This window comes from Micromonospora sp. ZG13 (assembly GCF_059359355.1).
Genome location: NZ_JCADBQ010000019.1, coordinates 46,159 through 65,016 on the forward strand (window position 1 = coordinate 46,159; position 18,858 = coordinate 65,016).

At 72.3% G+C, this 18,858-nt stretch carries 15 protein-coding genes; 8 read left to right on the forward strand and 7 right to left on the reverse strand.

Annotated elements, in window-relative coordinates; genetic code table 11:
- Window positions 1-43: 43 nt before the first annotated feature.
- Both AC5L34_RS26450 and AC5L34_RS26455 read right to left on the reverse strand, forming a co-directional pair.
- On the reverse strand, window positions 44-1,285 hold the full coding sequence (locus tag AC5L34_RS26450) for an MFS transporter (protein WP_441176718.1): 1,242 nt from the start codon (window positions 1,283-1,285) through the stop codon (window positions 44-46).
- Window positions 1,282-1,992, reverse strand: a complete 711-nt coding sequence (locus tag AC5L34_RS26455; protein ID WP_494827445.1) for a siderophore-interacting protein — start codon at window positions 1,990-1,992, stop codon at window positions 1,282-1,284. Before AC5L34_RS26455 ends, AC5L34_RS26450 begins: the two co-directional genes overlap by 4 nt.
- Before the next feature lie 98 nt (window positions 1,993-2,090).
- Here AC5L34_RS26455 and AC5L34_RS26460 point away from each other — a divergent pair, with 98 nt between their 5' ends.
- Both AC5L34_RS26460 and AC5L34_RS26465 read left to right on the forward strand, forming a co-directional pair.
- Window positions 2,091-4,160 (forward strand): penicillin acylase family protein, encoded by a 2,070-nt coding sequence (locus AC5L34_RS26460; RefSeq protein WP_494827447.1) that lies wholly within the window; start codon window positions 2,091-2,093, stop codon window positions 4,158-4,160.
- Window positions 4,157-4,717 (forward strand): GNAT family N-acetyltransferase, encoded by a 561-nt coding sequence (locus tag AC5L34_RS26465; protein ID WP_441176721.1) that lies wholly within the window; start codon window positions 4,157-4,159, stop codon window positions 4,715-4,717. Before AC5L34_RS26460 ends, AC5L34_RS26465 begins: the two co-directional genes overlap by 4 nt.
- Before the next feature lie 302 nt (window positions 4,718-5,019).
- Here the strand turns inward: AC5L34_RS26465 and AC5L34_RS26470 are convergent, their stop codons facing one another.
- Entirely contained in the window at window positions 5,020-6,477 is a 1,458-nt protein-coding gene (locus AC5L34_RS26470; protein ID WP_494827449.1) for a cellulase family glycosylhydrolase, read from the reverse strand.
- A gap of 225 nt (window positions 6,478-6,702) precedes the next feature.
- Window positions 6,703-7,938 carry a S8 family peptidase gene (locus tag AC5L34_RS26475; RefSeq protein ID WP_441176723.1) on the reverse strand — a complete coding sequence of 412 codons (1,236 nt, stop codon included), beginning with the start codon at window positions 7,936-7,938 and terminating at the stop codon, window positions 6,703-6,705.
- A gap of 269 nt (window positions 7,939-8,207) precedes the next feature.
- Here AC5L34_RS26475 and AC5L34_RS26480 point away from each other — a divergent pair, with 269 nt between their 5' ends.
- Window positions 8,208-9,299 carry a cellulose binding domain-containing protein gene (locus AC5L34_RS26480; RefSeq protein ID WP_441176724.1) on the forward strand — a complete coding sequence of 364 codons (1,092 nt, stop codon included), beginning with the start codon at window positions 8,208-8,210 and terminating at the stop codon, window positions 9,297-9,299.
- Window positions 9,300-9,692: 393 nt separating this feature from the next.
- Window positions 9,693-10,559 carry a hypothetical protein gene (locus tag AC5L34_RS26485; protein ID WP_441176725.1) on the forward strand — a complete coding sequence of 289 codons (867 nt, stop codon included), beginning with the start codon at window positions 9,693-9,695 and terminating at the stop codon, window positions 10,557-10,559.
- Window positions 10,560-10,770: 211 nt separating this feature from the next.
- On the opposite strand, the gene AC5L34_RS26490 is transcribed toward AC5L34_RS26485, so the two are convergent.
- Together AC5L34_RS26490 and AC5L34_RS26495 are read right to left on the reverse strand one after the other, a co-directional pair.
- The gene (locus AC5L34_RS26490; RefSeq protein WP_441176726.1) at window positions 10,771-12,411 is read right to left on the reverse strand and encodes an MDR family MFS transporter; all 1,641 of its coding nucleotides are present in this window, start codon (window positions 12,409-12,411) and stop codon (window positions 10,771-10,773) included.
- Window positions 12,408-12,875, reverse strand: a complete 468-nt coding sequence (locus tag AC5L34_RS26495) for a MarR family winged helix-turn-helix transcriptional regulator (RefSeq protein ID WP_441176727.1) — start codon at window positions 12,873-12,875, stop codon at window positions 12,408-12,410. Before AC5L34_RS26495 ends, AC5L34_RS26490 begins: the two co-directional genes overlap by 4 nt.
- 109 nt (window positions 12,876-12,984) lie before the next feature.
- Here AC5L34_RS26495 and AC5L34_RS26500 point away from each other — a divergent pair, with 109 nt between their 5' ends.
- The 4 genes from AC5L34_RS26500 to AC5L34_RS26515 all read left to right on the forward strand — a co-directional run bounded on the left by AC5L34_RS26500 (window position 12,985) and on the right by AC5L34_RS26515 (window position 16,118).
- Complete coding sequence (locus AC5L34_RS26500; RefSeq protein ID WP_494827452.1) at window positions 12,985-13,602, forward strand: TetR/AcrR family transcriptional regulator; 618 nt, start codon at window positions 12,985-12,987, stop codon at window positions 13,600-13,602.
- Window positions 13,603-13,804: 202 nt separating this feature from the next.
- A complete protein-coding gene (locus AC5L34_RS26505) occupies window positions 13,805-14,473 on the forward strand; it encodes a HEAT repeat domain-containing protein (RefSeq protein ID WP_494827454.1) in 669 nt (222 codons plus the stop codon).
- A gap of 6 nt (window positions 14,474-14,479) precedes the next feature.
- Entirely contained in the window at window positions 14,480-15,484 is a 1,005-nt protein-coding gene (locus AC5L34_RS26510; protein WP_494827456.1) for a HEAT repeat domain-containing protein, read from the forward strand.
- Window positions 15,485-15,689: 205 nt separating this feature from the next.
- The gene (locus AC5L34_RS26515; protein ID WP_494827458.1) at window positions 15,690-16,118 is read left to right on the forward strand and encodes a GNAT family N-acetyltransferase; all 429 of its coding nucleotides are present in this window, start codon (window positions 15,690-15,692) and stop codon (window positions 16,116-16,118) included.
- Between the two features lie 106 nt (window positions 16,119-16,224).
- Here the strand turns inward: AC5L34_RS26515 and AC5L34_RS26520 are convergent, their stop codons facing one another.
- On the reverse strand, window positions 16,225-18,783 hold the full coding sequence (locus AC5L34_RS26520; RefSeq protein ID WP_494827460.1) for a glycosyl hydrolase family 18 protein: 2,559 nt from the start codon (window positions 18,781-18,783) through the stop codon (window positions 16,225-16,227).
- Between the last annotated feature and the right edge of the window lie 75 nt (window positions 18,784-18,858).

The following is an 18,858-nucleotide window of genomic DNA, read 5'->3' on the forward strand; positions in this document are numbered from 1 at the left end:
CTAAGGATGTGTCAACATCGCCGTCCACATTGAGCTGCATCACTCAGCCCGGCACCTTCGCCAGCTCCCGCTCACCCGGCGTCGCACCGGATCGGTGCCGGAAGCGCCGCTGGTGCCCGAGGCCCAGCGCGACGCCGAGCGCCACCAGGACGACGGCGGCCACGGCGACCACCGGGTAGCCGAACACCTCGGCCGCCGCCAGCGCCACGGAGGCCGCCACGAAGGAGCAGACCAGCCCGAACGACGACAGCACGGTGAAGTCCGTGCCGCCCGTGCCGGGCCGGGAATAGTCCATGTTGACCGTGTAGAGCACGACGTTGGCGATCGTGTAGGCGGCCATGAAGCAGCAGAGCGCGGCAACCGTCCCGGCGAGCGGCGCCCGGCCGTTCATCAGCGGCAGCAGCATCGCCGTCGAGAGCGCGAGCGCCACTCCCCCGGCCACGAGGACGCGGCCGCGCCCGAACCGGCCGATCGCGGCCCCGGCGAGCAGACCGGCCACGATGGCCGGCAGGCTGGTCACCACGCCGGTCACCACGCCGATGCGCGCCAGGGACCAGTCCGCGTCCACCAGGGCGGGCGTCACGAGGGCGTACGTCGCGCCGGCGCCGATGTAGACCGGCGGCACCACGCCGAAGGTCCACCACCGGCAGCCGGGTTGGCCCAGCACCGACAGCAGCGCCCGGTACGCCGCGCCGGCGCTGGCGACGCGGTCGGTGCGCTCCGGTTCCCGGAACCGCCACACCACCAGCAGCCCGACGGCGGTCAGGGCGGCCAGCAGCAGGATCGCCGGCACCCAGCCGAACCGGTCGTAGACGACCACGCAGGCGCCGCCGCCGAGCAGGTTGCCGACGTAGCTCGCGGCGACCTGGATGCCGTTTCCGGTCCCCCGCGAGCGCCCGGAGAGCAGCCGGACGGCGACGGCGTCGACGGCGATGTCCTGCGTGGCGGAGAGGAACACGTACGCGACGCAGATCGCGACGACCGGGCCGAGCTGCCCGGCCGGGCGGTCGAACGGCAGCAGGGCCAGCAGGGCCAGCACCATGCCGCCCTGGAGCACCAGCAGCCAGGACCGGTAGTGGCCGCGGTGGCGGGAGCCGTACCGGTCGATCAGGGGCGCCCAGAGGAACTTGATCGGCCAGACCAGACCGACGAACTGCAACAGCGCCAGCGTGTCGAGGGAGGTGCCGCCGTCACGCAGGATGGCGGTCAGCCCGACGGTGATGAAGCCGATGCCGAGGTACTGCGTGACGTAGAGCGCGGTGAGGGTGCCGAGCCGACCCCTCACCTGGCGCTCCAGTAGGCCAGCGAGGTGAGCTGGTGCTTGCCGACGCCGAGGTTGCGTCGTACGTGCTTGGTGATGCCGCGCGTGCTGGCCGCCTCGCAGGCCACCCAGTAGTGGGCGTCCTCGGCGGCGGGCAGGGCCGCGCAGACGGTCTCGACCAGGTGCCGCCCGTCGTCGCGGCGCGGCACCCAGTTGACGTCGTGCGGGGCCGCGGCGCGCGGCGCCAGTTCCTTCTCGCCCTCGTGGGCGTACTCCAGCCACACCGTCGCCGGGACGTCGGGGGCCGCGGCGAGCAGGCTGTTCACCGCCGGGAGCGAGGCGGCGTCGCCGACCAGGTACAGGTGTCGCGGGGCGGGGTCCGGCAGGCTGAACCCGGTGCCCTGCACGGTGGCGTCGATGGTGTCACCGACCTGCGCGGCGGCGGCCCACCGGGCGGCGCATCCGTCGTGGATGGCGAACTCCAGGTCGAACCGGCCGGTCTCCGGGTCCGGGTCGACGATGGTGTACGCGCGCTGGTGCGGCTTGCCGTCGTTGTCGAACCACAGCCGTACCCACATGGTGGGGTGCACGCCGCACGCCTCCAGCAGCCCGCCGCCGTCCATGCGCAGTCGGCGGTAGTGCTCACCGACGGACTCCGTGCCGAGCACGGTCAGCCGGAAGTCACGGCCGCCCATCGCCTTGAGCACCAGGGCTTCCCAGTTTCGCTTCACGCACCCCTCCAGGTAAGGTTCGCCTCAGTTAGGGGAGGGTAGCCTAAGTTGACATTCCTGTGGCAGGTGGGCCGAGCGCCCATCCGCGAGGCGCGACGATGACCGGCATCCATCGCGACCGGTGGGGGATCCCCCACCTGCGCGCCGACGACGTCGACGGGCTCGCCCGGTTGCAGGGGCGGGTCGCCGCCCTCGACCGGGCCTGGCAGATCGAAGTGGAGCGGTGGCGCTCGGAGGGCCGGCTCGCCGAGCACGTCGGCCCCGCCGAACTGCGCTGGGACCGCTTCGCCCGCCGGGCCCGCCTCGACGACACCGCCCGGCGCTGCTTCGAGCGGCTCGCCCCCGACACCCGCCGGTGGGTCACCGCCTACGTCGACGGGGTCAACGAGGGGCTGGCCGAGGGGGCCGCGGCGGCACCGGAGTTCGCGGCGGTCGGCTGCGCCCCGGGACGGTGGCGGCCGTGGTCGCCGCTGGGGGTCTTCCTCGTCCAGCACGTGCTCTTCTCCACCTTCCCCAACAAGCTGTGGCACGCCCACGTCGCCGCCACCCTGGGCCCGGCGGCTGTCGACCTGTTCGCCGTCGAGGGGCCGGGCGGGTCCGGCAGCAACGCCTGGGCCCTGCCCGCCGACCCCGCCTCCGGCCGGGCGCCCGTCATCGCCGGCGACCCGCACCGCATCCTGGAACTGCCCGGCATCTACCAGCAGGTGCGCCTGGCCTGCCCCGAGTTCGACGTGTTCGGCTTCGCCTTCCCCGGGGTCCCGGGCCTGCCCCACTTCGGGCACGCCGGCGAGGTCGCCTGGGCCGTCACCAACGCCATGGCCGACTACCAGGATCTCTACCGGGAACGGTTGCGCCGCGACGGCGACGTGATCCTCGTCCGCGAGGCGGACGGCTGGGCGCCGGCACTCCGGCACGTCGAGCGCGTCGAGGTCCGCGGCGGCGAGCCGGAGACCGTCGAGGTGATCGAGACGCCGCGCGGGCCCGTCGTCGACCACGACCGGGGCACCGATGAGGCGATCAGCCTGCGCGTGCCGAGCCGGGTCGAGCAGCGCCTCGGCTTCGACGCGCTGTTGCCGCTGCTGCGGGCCCGCAGCGCCGACGACGTGGCCGACGCGCTGCGCGACTGGGTCGAACCGGTCAACAGCGTCCTCGTCGCCGACCGGCACGGGGCGGTCCGCCAGCTCGTCGCCGGGCTCGTCCCGCTGCGCGACGAGCGGTGCCGCCGCGAGCCGGTGCCCGGCGACGACGCGCGCTACGGCTGGCACGGCGGCTACGCCGGGCCGCGCCGCACCGTCGTCGACGGGCCGGCCGTCTGCGCCAACGACCGCCGCCCCGACGTGGCGGACCTCGGCACCGGCTTCGCCCCGCCGCACCGGGCCCGCCGCATCCGCGCCCTGCTCGCCGAGGGGACCCGGGCGGAGGCCGTACACATGGACACCCGGCTGGAGGCCGCGACGCTGCGGGGCGTGTTGGCCCGGGTCGACCCGGGCGCGCTCAGCGGGCCGGCGCGGCGCCTGCGCGAGCGGCTGACCGCGTGGGACGGGCAGATGCGGGCCGACAGCGCCGACGCCGGCGCCTGGGCCGCCTGGCGCGCGGCCCTGGCCCGCCGCCTGTACGACCACCCCTGCCTGCGCCCGCTGCGCGACGCCCCGAGCGCGTTCGACGGCCTCTTCGCGCCGTGGACCGACCCGCTGTCGCGCATCGGCCACGCCCTGGACGGGGTGGCCACCGGGCTGCACCGCCTCGGTGGCGACGTCGGGCCGGTGGCGGCCGGCGCGCTCGAGGACGTCGCGGCGGGCGAGCCGCCGGGGCCGTGGGGCCGGCGGCACGTGCTGCACCCCGTGCACCTCGGCGTGGCGGCGGCGGTCGACGAGGCGGTACGGGGCATGCGCGAGCGGGTCGCGCTGGGCGGCGACGCCGACTGCGTGCTGGCCACGTCCAGCGTGCCCGGCGTGTCCGACGCGTGCTGGCGGGGCCCGGTGGCCCGCTACGTGTGGGACCTGACCGACCGCGCGGAGAGCCGTTGGATCGTCCCCTTCGGCGCGTCCGGGCGACCCGGCGACCCGCACTTCGCCGACCAACTGCCACTGTGGGCCGCCGGGGAGCTGGCTCCGGTGGTCACCGACTGGCGTGAACTCACCCGAGAACCAGGAGACGCGACATCGTGACATACCAGGAGAAGATTGCCGGCTTCGGCGAGCTGTCGCTCGTCGTGCTGGACCCGAGGGCCCACGCGGAGCTGGTGCACGGCTGGGTGACCGAGCCCCGGGCGGCGTTCTGGGGCATGGGTTCGCACTCGGTCGACGAGGTGCGGGAGATCTACGAGTTCGTCGACAGCCTCGACACCCACCACGCGTACCTGATCATGCTCGACGGCACGCCGATCGGCCTGCTCCAGACGTACCAGCCGGAGGCGGATCCGGTCGGCGAGCGCTACCCCGTGCGGCCCGGCGACGTCGGGATGCATCTGCTGCTCGCCCCCGGCAGGCGCCCGCCGAAGGGCCTCACCACGGCCATCGGGCCGGCCCTGGCCCGCTTCCTGTTCGCCGATCCCACCCGGCTGCGGATCGTCGTCGAGCCCGACGTCCGCAACGAGCGCGCGCTGGAGCGGCTGCGGCGGGAGGGCTTCACCTTCGCCGACGAGATCGACATGCCCGACAAGCGGGCCCAGCTGGCGTTCCTGACCCGGGAGCGGTTCGAGTCGGAGCACGCCGTACCCGCCTGAGGGTGCGCCGGCCGGTCGGCTGCGGTCGGTCACGCGGCTGCTGGCCGGATGGCGGATGCTCCGCGCTCCGCGCTGCGGTTGTGGTCGCCGAGCCGGTCCGCGGCGGAAGGGTCGCGCGACGCTGTCGAGCTGAGTCGTCTGTGACATCAGGCGGCTTCTGAGCCACCGAGGGCGGCGGTGAATCGTCCACGACATCAGCTCGACAGCGTCCCGCGGGTGGATCCTCCGCCGGCCGGCGCCTCGTTGGAGACGCGCACGGCGAGGCCCCGCCGGGTGCGGCGGGGCCTCGCGCGGGAACGGGATCAGGCGGTGGGGAAGTTGTCCGGCGTACGGATGCGGTCACGGATGAGGGCGCCCGAATCGGTGAGCACGCCCGGGCCGGTGTAGGTGCTCCCGGCGCAGGTGCCCGGCCGCAGCGCGGCGCTGCCCTCGGCCTTGTCCGAGTAGGTCCAGTTCGCGTAGCTGATCTTCAGGCGGTCCAGCAGGTCGATCCAGGCGTTGCTGCTGGCGACGTCCACCCCGCCGTCGCCGGTGTAGTCCACCGTGCCGAACTCGGTGACGAACAGCGGCAGCCGGGCGGCGGCCCGCTCCACCTCGGCGCGGTAGTTGTCCCGGTGCGACGCGGCGTAGAAGTGGAACGTGTACATGACGTTGGCGGCGTTCACCGGGTTGTTGATGACCTCGTTGGCGTTCGAGCCGTCGGAGACGCCCAGCGAGGACCAGCCGCGGGTGCCGACCACGACCACCGCGTCCGGGTCGTTGGCGCGGATCACCGGGATGACCTGCTCGGCGTAGCTCTTGATGGTCGCCCAGCTGACGCCGTTGGGCTCGTTGGCGATCTCGTAGATGACGTTCTTCTTGGCGGCGTTGCGGGCCGAGACGGCGGCGAAGAACGTCTTGGCCCGGTCGAGGTTGTACGTCGGGTCGCCCGGGGTCAGGGTGTGGAAGTCGATCAGCGCGTACATGCCCCGCTGCTCGGCCTCGTCGACGAGGGCGTTGACCCGGTTGGTGAACCCGGCCGGGTCGGTCTCGTAGCCGTCCTCCTGGACGTACATGGCGATGCGCAGCAGGTCGGCCCGCCAGTCGTCGGCGAGCGCGTCCAGTGAGGCGTCGTTGTAGCAGCGGGCGAACCACTGGATCCCGTGGGTGCTCATGCCCCGCAGCTGGATCGGCCGGCCGTACTGGTTGCACAGGTTGACCCCGCACACCCGCAGCTGGCCGTTGATCGCGACCGGCGTCTGCCCGCCCGGCGGTGGGGTCGTGGGCGGCGGGGTCGTGGGCGGCGGGGTGGTCGGCGGCGGGGTGGTCGGCGGCGGCGGAGTGGTCGGTGTGGTCGCGCCGGTGCAGGCGGTGCCGTTGAGGGTGAACGCCGTCGGCGCGGGGTTGGCGGCGGTCCAGGTGCCGTTGAACCCGATGCTGGTCGACGCGCCGGTCGCCAGCGCGCCGTTCCAGCTCACGCTGCGGGCGGTGACGGCGGCGCCGGTCTGGCTCCAGGTCGCCGACCAGCCCTGGCCGACCCGCTGGCCCGCGTCGGGGAAGGCGAAGCCGAGCGTCCACCCGTCGACCGCGTCGCCGAGGTTCCTGATCGTGATGTTGGCGGTGAAGCCACCGGCCCAACTGCTGGTCGTGTAGGTGACGGCGCAACCGGTGGCGGCCTGGGCGTCGGCGGGCGGGACGGCGGCCGACGCCGCGACGGTCAGCGCGCCGACCGCGCCGGCCATGAGCAGGGTGCGCCGGGACGGGCGCGCAGGGAGCTTCATGCGGGTGCCTTCGCTTCCGAGGGGTGGTGGGGGTGCCGGCGGTCCGACGGCGGATCGTCCGGTAGGGAGGCTCGCGGACACCCTGCCCACGGGGCCGGGAGCGCTCCCATTGACGGCAGCCTAGGCGGGCCGCCCGCTCCCCGCAACATGGACGCACGTCGACATCTGCGCACGCGCCGGCCCCGGGGCGCGTACGCCCCGGGGCCGGTGTGCCGACGGTGTCGGTCAGAACGTGGGAGCCAGGTAGAGCAGGCGGTTCGGGGAACCGGTGCCCGGGCTGGTGATCACGTTCGTGGTGGCCTGGCTGACCAGGTACGAGTGCACCTGGGCGGGCGTCCAGCTCGGGTTGACGCTGAGCACCCGGGCCGCCGCGCCGGCGACGTGCGGCGAGGCCATCGAGGTGCCGCTGATGGTGTTGGTGGCGGTGTTGCTGTTGTACCAGGCCGACAGGACGCCCACGCCCGGGGCGAAGATGTCGGTGCAGGTGCCCCAGTTGGAGAACGAGGCCCGCGCGTCGTTGCTCTGCGAGGCGTTGACGGTCAGCGCCGTCGGCACGGAGGCCGGCGAGAAGTTGCAGGCGTTGGCGTTCGAGTTGCCGGAGGCCACCGCGTAGGTGATGCCGTCGGCGATCGAGTTCGCCACCGCGGTGTTCAGGGAGGCGTTGGTGGCGCCGCCGAGGCTCATGTTCGCCACGGCCGGCTGGCCCGCCTGGTGGTTCGAGGTCACCCAGTTGATGCCGGCGATGACCTGCGCCCAGGTGCCGCTGCCCTGGCAGTTGAGCACCCGCACGCCCACCAGCCGGACGTTCTTCGCCACGCCGTAGGTGTTGCCACCGACGGTGCCCGCGACGTGCGTGCCGTGGCCGTTGCAGTCGGCGGCCGGCAGCGCGTTGTCGATCGCGTCGTAGCCGTCGACGGCCTGACCGGCGAAGTCGTTGTGGCTGGTCCGGATGCCGGTGTCGATGATGTACGCCGTCACGCCGGTGCCGCTGCTGTTGTAGGTGTAGGTGCGGCTGAGCGGGAGGGGCCGCTGGTCGATGCGGTCCAGACCCCACGGCGGGTTGCTCTGGGTGGCCGCGAGCGACACGGCGTGGTTCTGCTCGACGTAGTCGACGGCGGGGTGCGCGGCGAGGCGCTTGGCGGCCCGCTCGGAGAGCTTCACCTCGAAGCCGTTGAGCGCGTCACCGTAGACGTGCCCGACGCTGCCGCCGAAGCGGGCGGCGAGCGAGCCGGCGGTGCTCTTCACCTCGCCCTGCCGGGTGCCGGCACGACCGCCGACGCTGGTGTCCTTGAGTACCACGATGTAGCTGTCGGCTACGGCGGTCGCGCCACCGGCGCTGAGGATCTCGCCGGTGGCCGAGGCCGCCGCCGGGGCGCCGAGCATGGTGGTGACCATGGCGGCGCTGGCGAACACGCTGGCCGCAGCGGCGAGGGTACGCCGATGAGTGCGAGGGAGTGTCATCTCCCGGTCCTCCTACTGTGGTGGCCCCCGGGTGGCTCGTGGCGCACCCGACGAGCGGTCTGGACGATGAGCAAACCTTAGCCGCCACATTCATGATCGTAAATTTTGTTGATGTTCACGATGTGAGGACGATGTTGAGAAAAGAATTCGTGAATGTCTTGCGTGAGGCGAGATTCCATTGAGATGCGTCAACTTTCCTGGTTGACTGCCCCAGGGAGCACCGGGCCGTCACACCTCGCACCTCGACCTGTGACAGGAGTTCCTCCACCATGCTCCGAAGGCCCTTGCTCCATGCCCTGCTGGCCGCGCTGGCGGCGATCCCCCTCGCCCTCGTCGTCGGGTTCACCGCCCCCTCCCCCGCCCTGCCGGCGGCCGCCGCACCGGTACGGGTGATGCCGCTGGGCGACTCGATCACCGGCTCGCCCGGCTGCTGGCGCTCCGTGCTCTGGAACCGCCTCCAGGCCACCGGCCACACCGACGTCGACTTCGTCGGGACGCTCGGCCCGCAGGGCTGCGGCCAGCCCCACGACGGCGACAACGAGGGACACGGGGGCTACCTGGTGACCACCGTGGCCAACCAGAACCTGCTGCCGGGCTGGCTCGCCGCCACCCGGCCCGACATCGTCCTGATGCACTTCGGCACCAACGACGTGTGGAGTGCGGTCGCGCCCGCCACGATCCTCGCCGCGTACGGCCGGCTGGTGGCGCAGATGCGGGCCAGCAACCCGGCGATGAAGGTCCTCGTCGCGAAGATCATCCCCATGGCGCCGCCCACGTGCCCGGAGTGCGGCCAGCGGGTGGTGGCCCTCAACGACGCGATCGACGGCTGGGCGGCGACGATCTCCACCCCGGCCTCGCCGGTGGTGGTGGTCGACCAGTGGACCGGTTTCAGTACGGCCACCGACACCTACGACGGCGTGCACCCGAACGCGTCGGGCGACCGGAAGATGGCCGACCGGTGGTATCCGGCGCTGACCGAGGCGCTGGGCGGTGTCACCCCGACGCCCACCGCCAGCCCGACGCCCACCAGCCCCTCGCCCACACCCAGCGGCCCGGCCACCGGCTGCACCGCGAGCTACCGGGTGGTGGGCCAGTGGCAGGGCGGCTACCAGGGCGAGGTGACCGTACGCAACTCCGGCGCCACGCCGGCCTCCGGCTGGACCGTCCGCTTCACCCTCTCCGACGGCCAGCGGATCACCCAGTCCTGGAACGCCCGGCTGACCCAGAGCGGGGCGGAGGTGACCGCCGGTGACGTCGACTGGAACGGCGACCTCGCTCCCGGCGCGCAGGCCACCTTCGGCTTCCTCGCCACCACCTCCGGGGGCGCCGGCACGGGGCCGGTGAGCTGCACGGCCACCTGACCCGTACGCACCGGCCAGGGGCGGTCCGGACACCGCGGAAGGCGTCCGGCCACCCTGGCGGGGCGGGGCGGCACCGGTGTCGCCCACATCTCGGCCCGATCGCGAGTGATCTTCGTCACACGTCCGAACTCGACGTGCCGGCAGCCCGCACTCCCGGCCGCACAACGGAATTCCCTTCCGGCGGCCCGGATCCACGCCGTCGACAAATCCGGGGCGATCCGGCCTCTCTGCACGTACCGAGCCGTAACTCGTACGCAGAGTCACCTGCGGTGCCGTCGACGTGGGATGGCGACTCCCCACGGGTTCAGCCGCCCGTCGTCGCAATTTGCGGCGCTCACTACCCTGATCCTTGATCCCGTGCCTGGGCACACGTCGACAGCGATAGGGCTTCACATGAGCGACAGTTACCCTCCGTACGGAGGGCAGCAGCCGGACCCGAACGTCACCCCTTGGAGCGGGCCGCCGGCCCCGCAGCAGGGCGGGTACCCGGGATACGGGCAGCCAGCGCAGGCGCCGCAGTTCGGCGCTCCCTTCCCGCCGCCGAAGAAGTCGAACAAGGGCCTGATCATCGGGCTGGTCGCCGGCGCGGTGGTCCTCGTGCTCGCCATCTGCGGCGCGGGCATCGGCCTCATCCTGGTCAACGGTGACGACGACGAGCCCACCACGGTCGCGACCGCCGGCCCCACCGCCGGCCCGGGTGCCAGCGGCACCCCGGGCACCGACGCCTCCCCCACGCCGGGGCAGCAGGAGACGCAGGAGCCGAACAACAACGCGGTGACCGCCCGCTACTCCAGCGACCTGTCGAACGTCTGCGAGGGCGGCCAGATCCTGAACGCGGCCCCCTACAACGGCCCGACCGGCGCCAAGGCGTACACGTTCTCGAACAACCCCGACCGGCCGAACTTCTGGTCGACGAAGTCGGTCGCCTCGAACAAGCCCTACTACGCCAAGAGCGCCGACTTCGAGACGGTGTCGGTGGTCGGCTGCCTGAAGTTCGTGGAAGGCAGTGAGGGCGCGCCGAAGAAGTGCCAGTACAAGGACAGCGCGGGCAAGCAGGTCACCATCGACTACATCTCGTCGCGCTACACCCTGACCTTCTACGCCGCGAAGACCGGCGAGAAGATCGGCGACGGCGGCACCATCACCGCCCCGGCGGCGCGCTGCCCGAGCTTCATCTCGTACAACAAGACCACCATGAAGTCGCACGCGGCGCCGGACTCCGGCAGCATCGAGGCCGCCCTGGACAAGTTCCTGTCCTGAGCGGTCCGCGCACGGTGTGGAGAGGGACGCGGCGCCGTCCCTCCCCACCGTCGTCTTCCACGGGGCGGTCCGGCGCTCCGCCCGCCTGAAACGGCCCGCCCGCCGACACTCCGGATCGTCCCTCGCTGGGCGTCCCAGCCGCCCGAAAGGGGTCGGGGCCGTCACCGTCTTCCGACGGTGGCGGCCCCGAGTCGTACGCGCGGCGGGCCCGTCAGCGGCGGGCCGGCACCTCGCGTACGGGGGCGTCCCCGGTCACCTGGTCGAAGGCGGGAGCGCCGTCGACGGCGTCGGCGCCCACGGCCGCCGACCTGGCCGGGTCGGGCAGGTCCAGGCTGCTGCGCAGGCCGACCGGCTTCAGCAGGACCGCGGCGATGACGCCGACGACGGCGATGGCGGCGGAGATGAGGAAGATGTGGCCGGTCGCGTCCCCGTACGCCGCGCGCACGATCTGCTGGACGGCGGCGGGCATGGCGTCGAGGTTCAGGCTGCCGGCTCCCGCGCTGCCGGAGGTGGGGATGCCGGCGGCGGAGAGGTCTGTGGTGATCTGGTCGGTGACCCGCCGGGCGAGGACCGCGCCGAGCACCGAGACGCCGATGGTGCCGCCGAGCGAGCGGAAGAACGCGACGGTCGAGCTGGCCGCGCCGATGTCCCGCAGCGAGACGGTGTTCTGCACCGCGAGCACGAGGTTCTGCATCGTCATGCCGACCCCGACGCCGACGATGAACATGGCCGCGCCGACCAGCACCAGCGAGGTCTCGTGGTCGATGGTGCCGAGCAGGGCGAACCCGATGACGAGCACGATCGCGCCGAAGACGATGTACGGCTTGATCTTCCCGGTCTTCGTGATCAGCCGGCCGGCGATGATCGACGAGCCGAGGACGCCGGCCATCATCGGGATGGTGAGCAGCCCGGCTTCCGTGGGGCTGTAGCCACGGCCGATCTGGAAGTACTGCCCGAGGAAGACGGCGCCGCCGAACATCGCCATGCCGACCGCCAGACTGCCCAGGATGGCCAGGGCGGTGGTCCGCTGCCGGACGAGGTCGAGCGGGACGACCGGCTCCTCGGCCCGGGACTCCACCCGCACGGCCAGGGCGAGCAGAGCCACCGAGCCGCCCACCATGGCGGCCGACTGCCAGGAGAGCCAGGCGAACGAGTCGTCGACGAAGGAGATCCAGATGAGCAGCACGCTGACGCCGGCGGCGATCAGGGCCGCGCCCAGATAGTCGATCTTGACGTTCTCGCGGCGGGCCGTCGGCAGGCGCAGGGTGAACTGGAGCAGGACCAGCGCGATGGCGGCGACGGGGACCCCGACGAAGAAGCACCAGCGCCAGCCGAGCCAGGACGTGTCGACGATGAGCCCGCCCAGCAGCGGACCACCGACCGTCGCCACCGCCATGACGCCGCCGAGGTAGCCGTTGTACCGGCCGCGCTCCCGGGGCGGGATCATCGCGGCGATGGCGACCTGGACGAGGGCCTGGAGGCCCCCGACGCCGATGCCCTGGAACGCACGGGCGGCGATGAGCTGGCCGGCGGTCTGGGCGAAGCCGGCGATCACCGAGCCGACCAGGAAGACGACGATGGCGATCTGGACCAGCAGCTTCTTGTTGAACAGGTCGGCGAGCTTGCCCCAGATCGGGGTGGTCGCGGTCGCGGTGAGCAGGGTGGCGGTGACCACCCAGGTGTACTGGGTCTGCGACCCGTCCAACGCTCCGATGATCTTCGGCAGCGCCGTCGAGACGACGGTGCCGCTGAGCATCGCGACGAACAGCACCAGCAGCAGGCCGCTGAGGGCCTCCAGCGTCTGCCGGTGTGTCATCGGCGCGTCGCCGGCCGTGGTGGTGGGTGCGCTCATCGCGCGGCCTCCAGGTTGTTGTGGTGTCCGAGGGCGGTCTCGACGTCGCGGGTGAACCGGCCGAGCGCGGCGGCGAACGCCGCCACCTCCGTCGGGGTCCAGTCGGCGAGCGCGGTGTCGAGGATCCGGCCGTACCAGTCGTAGGTGTCGGTCAGGGCGGCCCGCCCGGCCGGGGTGACGGTCAGCAGGCTCGCCCGCTTGTCGGCGGGGTCGGCGCGCCGCTCGACCAGCCCGTGGCTGACGAGCGAGGCGATGGAGCGGCTGACGGTCGACGGGTCCAGTCCGCTGCGGGCCGCCAACTCGCGGGCGTGACAGTCGGCGGGCAGCCGTTCGATCTGCATGAGGAGACCGGCCAGGCCGATCGGCACGGCCGGCCGGACGTCGGCCCGGTGCCGCCTGATCAGCCGCACGCTCCGGACCAGCTCCGACAGCCTCGTACCGAGTTCGCGACCGGCGTTCTCCACGCTGCCCTCCCCTGACGCAGATGGTTGCCGCACACAAGCATCTGCCGATCTTGCCCAGAGTGCAACTTTGCGCGATGAGAACTGAATCACGGACCCGTAGGCTGTCGCCATGGAGGAGACCACCGGGCTGCGGGAACGCAAGAAGGCGGCCACCCGCCTCGCCCTGCACGAGGCGGCCCTGCGCCTCGCCACCGAGCACGGGCTCGACCGCGTCACCGTGGAGGCCGTCGCCGACGCCGCGAACGTCTCGCGCCGGACGTTCTCCAACTACTTCTCCAGCAAGGAGGAGGCGATCTTCCACGGCGACGCGGTGCGGCTGCGCCGGCTGCTGGAACTGGTCCGCCGCCAGCCGGCCGACGCGCCGCCGTGGGCCGCGCTCAGCGGGGCCGCCGAGCGCCTCGCCGTCGAGGCGTACGGCAACGCCCCGCCCTCCTGGCTGGTCCACCGCCGTCAGCTACGCGGACACCCGGGCCTCGTCGCGCACCAGGTCGCGGCCTACACCGCCATCGAGCGCGAACTCGCCGACGACATCGCCCACCGGCTGACGGGCCCCGACCGGGTGCTGCGGTCCCGGGTCCTCGCGGCGACCTTCCTGGCGTCGCTGCGCGTCGCCATCCAGCACTGGATCGACCACCCCGACGGGCCGCTGCTCGACGTCCTGCGGACGGCGCTCGCCGAGGCCACCTCCGCCCGGCCCGGCGCCCCCACCCCGCAGACGGCCGGCTGACGCCCGGCAGGAGGCCGGGCGGCTCCAGGGTGGCCGGGGCCATGGTCCGTCGCCACGCCGCCGCGTACCCGCCGGCGTCGGCACGGGATGGGCCGCGGGGTCGGTCGGCACCGGGCTCGCCGCCCCGGCCGGTTCACGGCGCGGCGCCGCTTGACCTTGACACGGTGACAAGGTCTCCACTGTTGCCAAGGAGGTGGTCCCAATGACCATGCCGGACGAGGGCACGAACGCCTTGCGGGCTCTCCGCGCGCTGGAGAACACCAATTCGTCGGTGCGGCTACGGGCAGCGCTGGCGGTCGGCACGACCCCGGACCCGTGGTTCATCGACAAGCTCATCGAACGATGCGCGATCGAGCCCGAGTTCCACGTGCGCGAAATGCTCACCTGGGCCCTCACCCGCCACTCGTCGTCGATGACGGTCCCGAGACTCGTCGATGAGCTCCGCTCGGATCGTGCGCAGGCACGAAGCCAGGCGTTGCACACCCTGTCCAAGATCGGGGATCGGCAAGCGTGGCCGGCGATCACACGAGCGCTGCTGACCGACGCCGACGACGAGGTGGCGCGCAGCGCCTGGCGGGCAGCGGTCGTACTCGTGCCCGAAGGTGACGAAGCCGAGTTGGCCGGAGTGCTGGCGACACAGCTCGGGCGCGGCGAGCAGGGCACACGGTTGAGCCTCAGCCGGGCGCTGACCGCGCTCGGCGAGGTGATCATGCCGACCCTGCGCACGGCGATGACGGATGCCGACCCGCGCGTACGTCAGCACGCGAGCGCCACGGAACGGCTGCTGCGCGACCCGGATGCCGGATTCGAGTTCGCGTTCGAGGAGGCGAAACGCATCGTGGCCCTCGGCACGACCGGCCAGGAGGGGTGACAGGCGGTGTTGATCGGTGAGGTGGCACGACGGTCCGGGGTCAGCGCCCGCATGCTCAGGCACTACGAGTCGCTCGGCCTGCTGCGGCCGACGGGTCGTACCGGGGCCGGCTATCGGGAGTACGCCAGCGACGACATCCGGCGAATCTTCCATATCGAGAGCCTGCGGTCGTTGGGGCTGTCGCTGCGTGAAGTCGGGCGCGCGCTGGATGATCCCGGCTTCACGCCCTCGGACCTCGTCGGCGACCTGATCCGCCAGGCGCGAGAACGCATCGCGTATGAGACGGAGCTGCTCACGCGACTCCGTCGGATCGGTGCCTCGGAACCCGCCGGTTGGGAGGACGTCCTCCAGATCGTGGCGCTCCTCCAGGCGTTGGTGTCGGAGAGCGCCGGGAAGCGTCAGCGCGCGGCCCTGTCCTCGGTCAGGGAGGTTCCGGTGCCGGTGGAGGCTCTGGTCGAGGCAGCGTTGAGCGAGACGGACCCGAACGTCGCCGGAGCCCTCCGATGGGCTCTGGCGCGCTCGGGCGATGGCGGACTGGCACTGCTGGCGGAGGGCCTCGGCTCGCCGACAGCCGAGGTGCGGCAACGTGCCGTCCAGTCCATCGCCGAGATTCCGAACGGTGCGGCGACCGCCCTGCTGCGGGACACCCTCACCAACTCCGACCTCGCCGTCCGCAGGTGTGCGGCTCTGGCGCTCGGGGCCCGTGGGGTGGCCGACGCGGTCCCCACACTCATCGACATGATCGTCGAGCAGGCGAACGACGCCGATGCGGCGGATGCACTGAGCGCGCTGGCGAGTGATCCCGCGTTGGCGGATCAGATCGCCACCGGGCTCGTCGACCGCCTCGCTCACGGCGCCGTCGAATCGTCTGCACGTCGACGGCTGACACAGGCGCTCGCGGACATCCCGGGGACCACGACGTCACGCGCCCTCGCAGCTCTGGCACGGGACGAAGACCGTGCCGTCGCGCTCACCGCGACATACGTCCTCCAGCTACGCAACACGCCTTGACGGATCTTTCCCCGGAGTGAGCTCTCCCCCTGGCCGGAGGCCGGGGTTGCACGCTGTGCGGGTGTGCAGCGTCACCGGGCACCAGCCACCACCAAGCGGAACTGACGGTACGCACGAAGCCCCGTTCCTCGCCACGACGCGCTGCTGGCCGGCATGCCCCTCAAGGAGGTCAGTCCATGCCAGGACGTGCCGGTAGTGTGCCAACGTGTCGATCGAGATGGTGTCGCGCTTCCCTGTCGATGACGTGGAGCTCAGTGCTCTTCATGCCCGGGCCTTCGGTGGCACGGTCGGGCAGGTGACGCCGTGGGCCGAGCGGCTGGAGCGGCACGCGCTGACGTGGGTGGGTGCCTTCGACGCCGGTCGCCTGGTGGGCTTCGTGCAGGTCTGCTGGGACGGCGGGGCGCACGCCTTCCTGCTCGACACCGCGGTGGACCCCGGATCGCAGCACCGGGGAATCGGCGCGGGCCTGGTTCGGGCCGCGGTCGACGACGCTGCGACTGCGGGCTGCGAGTGGCTGCACGTCGACTATGAGGCGCACCTGGAGCCGTTCTACCTTGATCGGTGCGGGTTCCGCCCCACATCGGCAGGCCTGCTGCACCTCGCTGGGCGTCGACGCGCCGAGGGGACGTGGTGACCCGGCGGCTCATCGAGATGACGTAGCACGGCCACGGACCGCCTCCACCGGTACGCCGTCGCCGCTCGGGCGGGGCCGCCGCTCACCGGCGACCCCGCCCTTGGGTTCAGCAGGGACCGTTGTCGGTCCAGACGCCCTGTGCGTCGGCTCCCGGCACGTCGCCCCGGGTCCACCACCTCGCGGTCCACCGGTGCCGGTCGTGGGAGACCACCGCGCCGCCGGAGTACGCGGTACCCGCCGACCAGGCCGGCACGGTGCAGGCACCGCCGGTCGGGGTCGGGCCGACGGTCGGGGACGCGGTGGGCGAGGTCGTCGGGGACGGCGTCGCGGCGCACGCCCCCTCGTCGGCCCAGACGGCCGCGCTGCCCGGGGTGTCACCCTGGGTCCACCACTTCGCACTCCAGGTACGCCCGGCGTGGGACACCCGCGCGCCACCGGAGTACGCCGTGCCCGCCGACCAGGCCGGCGCGGTGCACGTCCCGCCGCCCGGCGGGGTGGAGCCGCTCGGGCTGGGCGTCGGGTCGACCGGCACGGCCCCACGGGCCTGGTCGCTGGCCAGCGAGTACGTCTGCCCGCCGAAGCTGAGGGTGAAGTTGGCCGGTCCGGAGATCGGCAGCTGGTAGTTGAGGGTCACCTCCGCGTACGCGCCCGGGGCGATGGCGGCCGGTACGGTGAGCCGCACCCGGTTGTAGTCGCCCCTGAGCCCGCCGACGTTGCTGCCGGTGTGCCCCGTGGACACGGTGGTCAGGGCCCAGCCGGACTGCTGGGTGAGGGTCGGTGTGGTGGTCGGGTAGTCGAACTCCAGCTGCGCGCCGGCCGGGATCGGGCTGCCGGTGTTGTTGGTGAGCCGCAGTTCGGGGTTGATCGGGTAGTTGTTGTCGCCGAGGGCGAAGCCCCCGACCGTGGCGGTCACGTCGATGGTCCGGGTCGGCAGGGTGACGGCGGCGCGACGGGCACCGTACGCGGGCGCCGTCCGGAACTTGTCGTAGAGCAGGGTGGTGAGCGTCTCGCCCATGCCGTACTGGCCCTTGGCCTGGTCGTACGCGTAGTCGCCGGCGAGTTCCCAGATCATCACGCCGCCGATGCCCTTGTCCACCACGTAGTCCGCCTTGGCGCCGAGGGACTGCTCGTCCTCGGTGGAGAGGAAGACGCCCTTCTGCGCGTTCCACAGCCAGGGCGCGACCAGCGCGGCGGAGTAGTGGCGGGCGTAGCTGCCGCTGATCCGGTCGGTCGGGTCGGTGGCCGGCGTGAGGCCGTACGCGGACAGGTAGTCCGGGGTGATGCCGCGTTCCAGGTTCTTGGCGTGCCACATCGGGTTGGCCCCGGCGGGCACCTCCCCGCCGGCGTCGTCCAGGTCGTGCCAGAGGTTGTCGATGCCGACCGCCCCGTTCCCGCAGGGGGTGGTGGAGCCGATCGAGGTGCCGGTGCCCGGCGGGCACTTGCTCTGGTCGGGCAGGGCGGCGCGGCCCCACAGCCCGTTGGTGCCGCCGGTGACGCCCTGCCAGCCCCGCGTGTAGTAGGGGACGCCGATGTTGACCCGCCCGCTGGGCAGCGCGCCACGGAAGTAGTGGTAGGCCCAGTCGGTGTTCAGGTAGCCGATGTTGCCGTACGCGCCGTAGACGCCGCCGGCGGCCAGCTCGGCGTCGTCGCCGTTGTCGTAGAGGGCCGCGTTCGGGCCGACGTGGTGGTTCCAGGACCCGTGCAGGTCGTACGACATGATGTTGACGTAGTCGAGGTACCGCAGCGCCTGCGAGGACTCCATCCCCCGCAGCAGCCAGCCCGAGGCGGGCGCGGCCACCGTGAGCAGGTAGTGCTTGCCGTCCGTGGCGGCAGCCGCGTCGAGCTTCTCCCGCAACGTCTTCATCAGCACCTGGTAGGAGGCGTTGAGCCCGGCCCGCTTGGCGTCCGCCTGCGCGAAGTCCAGCGGGTTGCCGGCCTTGTTGTTGGAGGTGGGGTACTCGTAGTCGATGTCCACCCCGTCGAAGCCGTAGGTACGCAGGAAGGCGACCACGGAGTCGGCGAAGGTGGCGATGCCGGCGGTGTTGACGGTGTTGCCGCCGGTGGTGGTCATCCGGTAGAAGCCGCCGGCGTCGACCCGGTCGCCGTTGTCGTCGAAGTAGCCGCCGGTCTCGGCCCAGCCGCCGACGCTGATCAGCGTACGGACGTTCGGGTTCTGCTTCTTGTACTTGTTGAGCAGGTTGAAGTGCCCGGTGTAGGCGTACTGCGGATCCATCTCGGCGCCGGCGACGCCCGGCCAGGTCATGTTGGTGGCCGGGTTGTCCGCCGCCGTCGGGTTGCCGACCGAGATCTTGTTGGCCGCGTCGACGTGGGCGAAGGCGTAGTTGATGTGGGTGACCTTGCCCCAGGGGATCTGGTTGGCCAGGTACGCCGGCGAGCCGTTGCGTCCGGTGCGCCAACTGGTGAAGTAGCCGATGATGCGCCGGGAATGGTCGGCGCCCAGCTTCTCCCGGCCGTCGGTGTCGTAGACGGTGCAGTACGGCACCGCCACGCCTGGCGTCCGGTACAGCCCGTCCGGGCGGCACGCCTCGTCCTGCCCGACGGAGGAATGTGCGGCGGGGGCCACGGTCAGCGCCGTCGCCACGGCCAGCAGAGCGACCGCGCCCCCGACGAGGAGCTTGCTCAACGGCTTCCGCAACGCGTCCACCTCCAATTCTAAAGAAACTTTACTATTTACGGTCCTGAATGTATACCTGTCCCTGGCCCCTCGGCGCAAGGGCGC

Excerpts from the sequence above, each read along its gene's own strand:
- AC5L34_RS26460 (WP_494827447.1), top strand. The coding sequence starts at position 2,091 with ATGACCGGCATCCATCGCGACCGGTGGGGGATCCCCCACCTGCGCGCC.
- AC5L34_RS26475 (WP_441176723.1), bottom strand. The coding sequence starts at position 7,938 with ATGACACTCCCTCGCACTCATCGGCGTACCCTCGCCGCTGCGGCCAGC.
- AC5L34_RS26480 (WP_441176724.1), top strand. The coding sequence starts at position 8,208 with ATGCTCCGAAGGCCCTTGCTCCATGCCCTGCTGGCCGCGCTGGCGGCG.
- AC5L34_RS26500 (WP_494827452.1), top strand. The coding sequence starts at position 12,985 with ATGGAGGAGACCACCGGGCTGCGGGAACGCAAGAAGGCGGCCACCCGC.
- AC5L34_RS26485 (WP_441176725.1), top strand. The coding sequence starts at position 9,693 with ATGAGCGACAGTTACCCTCCGTACGGAGGGCAGCAGCCGGACCCGAAC.
- AC5L34_RS26470 (WP_494827449.1), bottom strand. The coding sequence starts at position 6,477 with ATGAAGCTCCCTGCGCGCCCGTCCCGGCGCACCCTGCTCATGGCCGGC.
- AC5L34_RS26490 (WP_441176726.1), bottom strand. The coding sequence starts at position 12,411 with ATGAGCGCACCCACCACCACGGCCGGCGACGCGCCGATGACACACCGG.
- AC5L34_RS26505 (WP_494827454.1), top strand. The coding sequence starts at position 13,805 with ATGACCATGCCGGACGAGGGCACGAACGCCTTGCGGGCTCTCCGCGCG.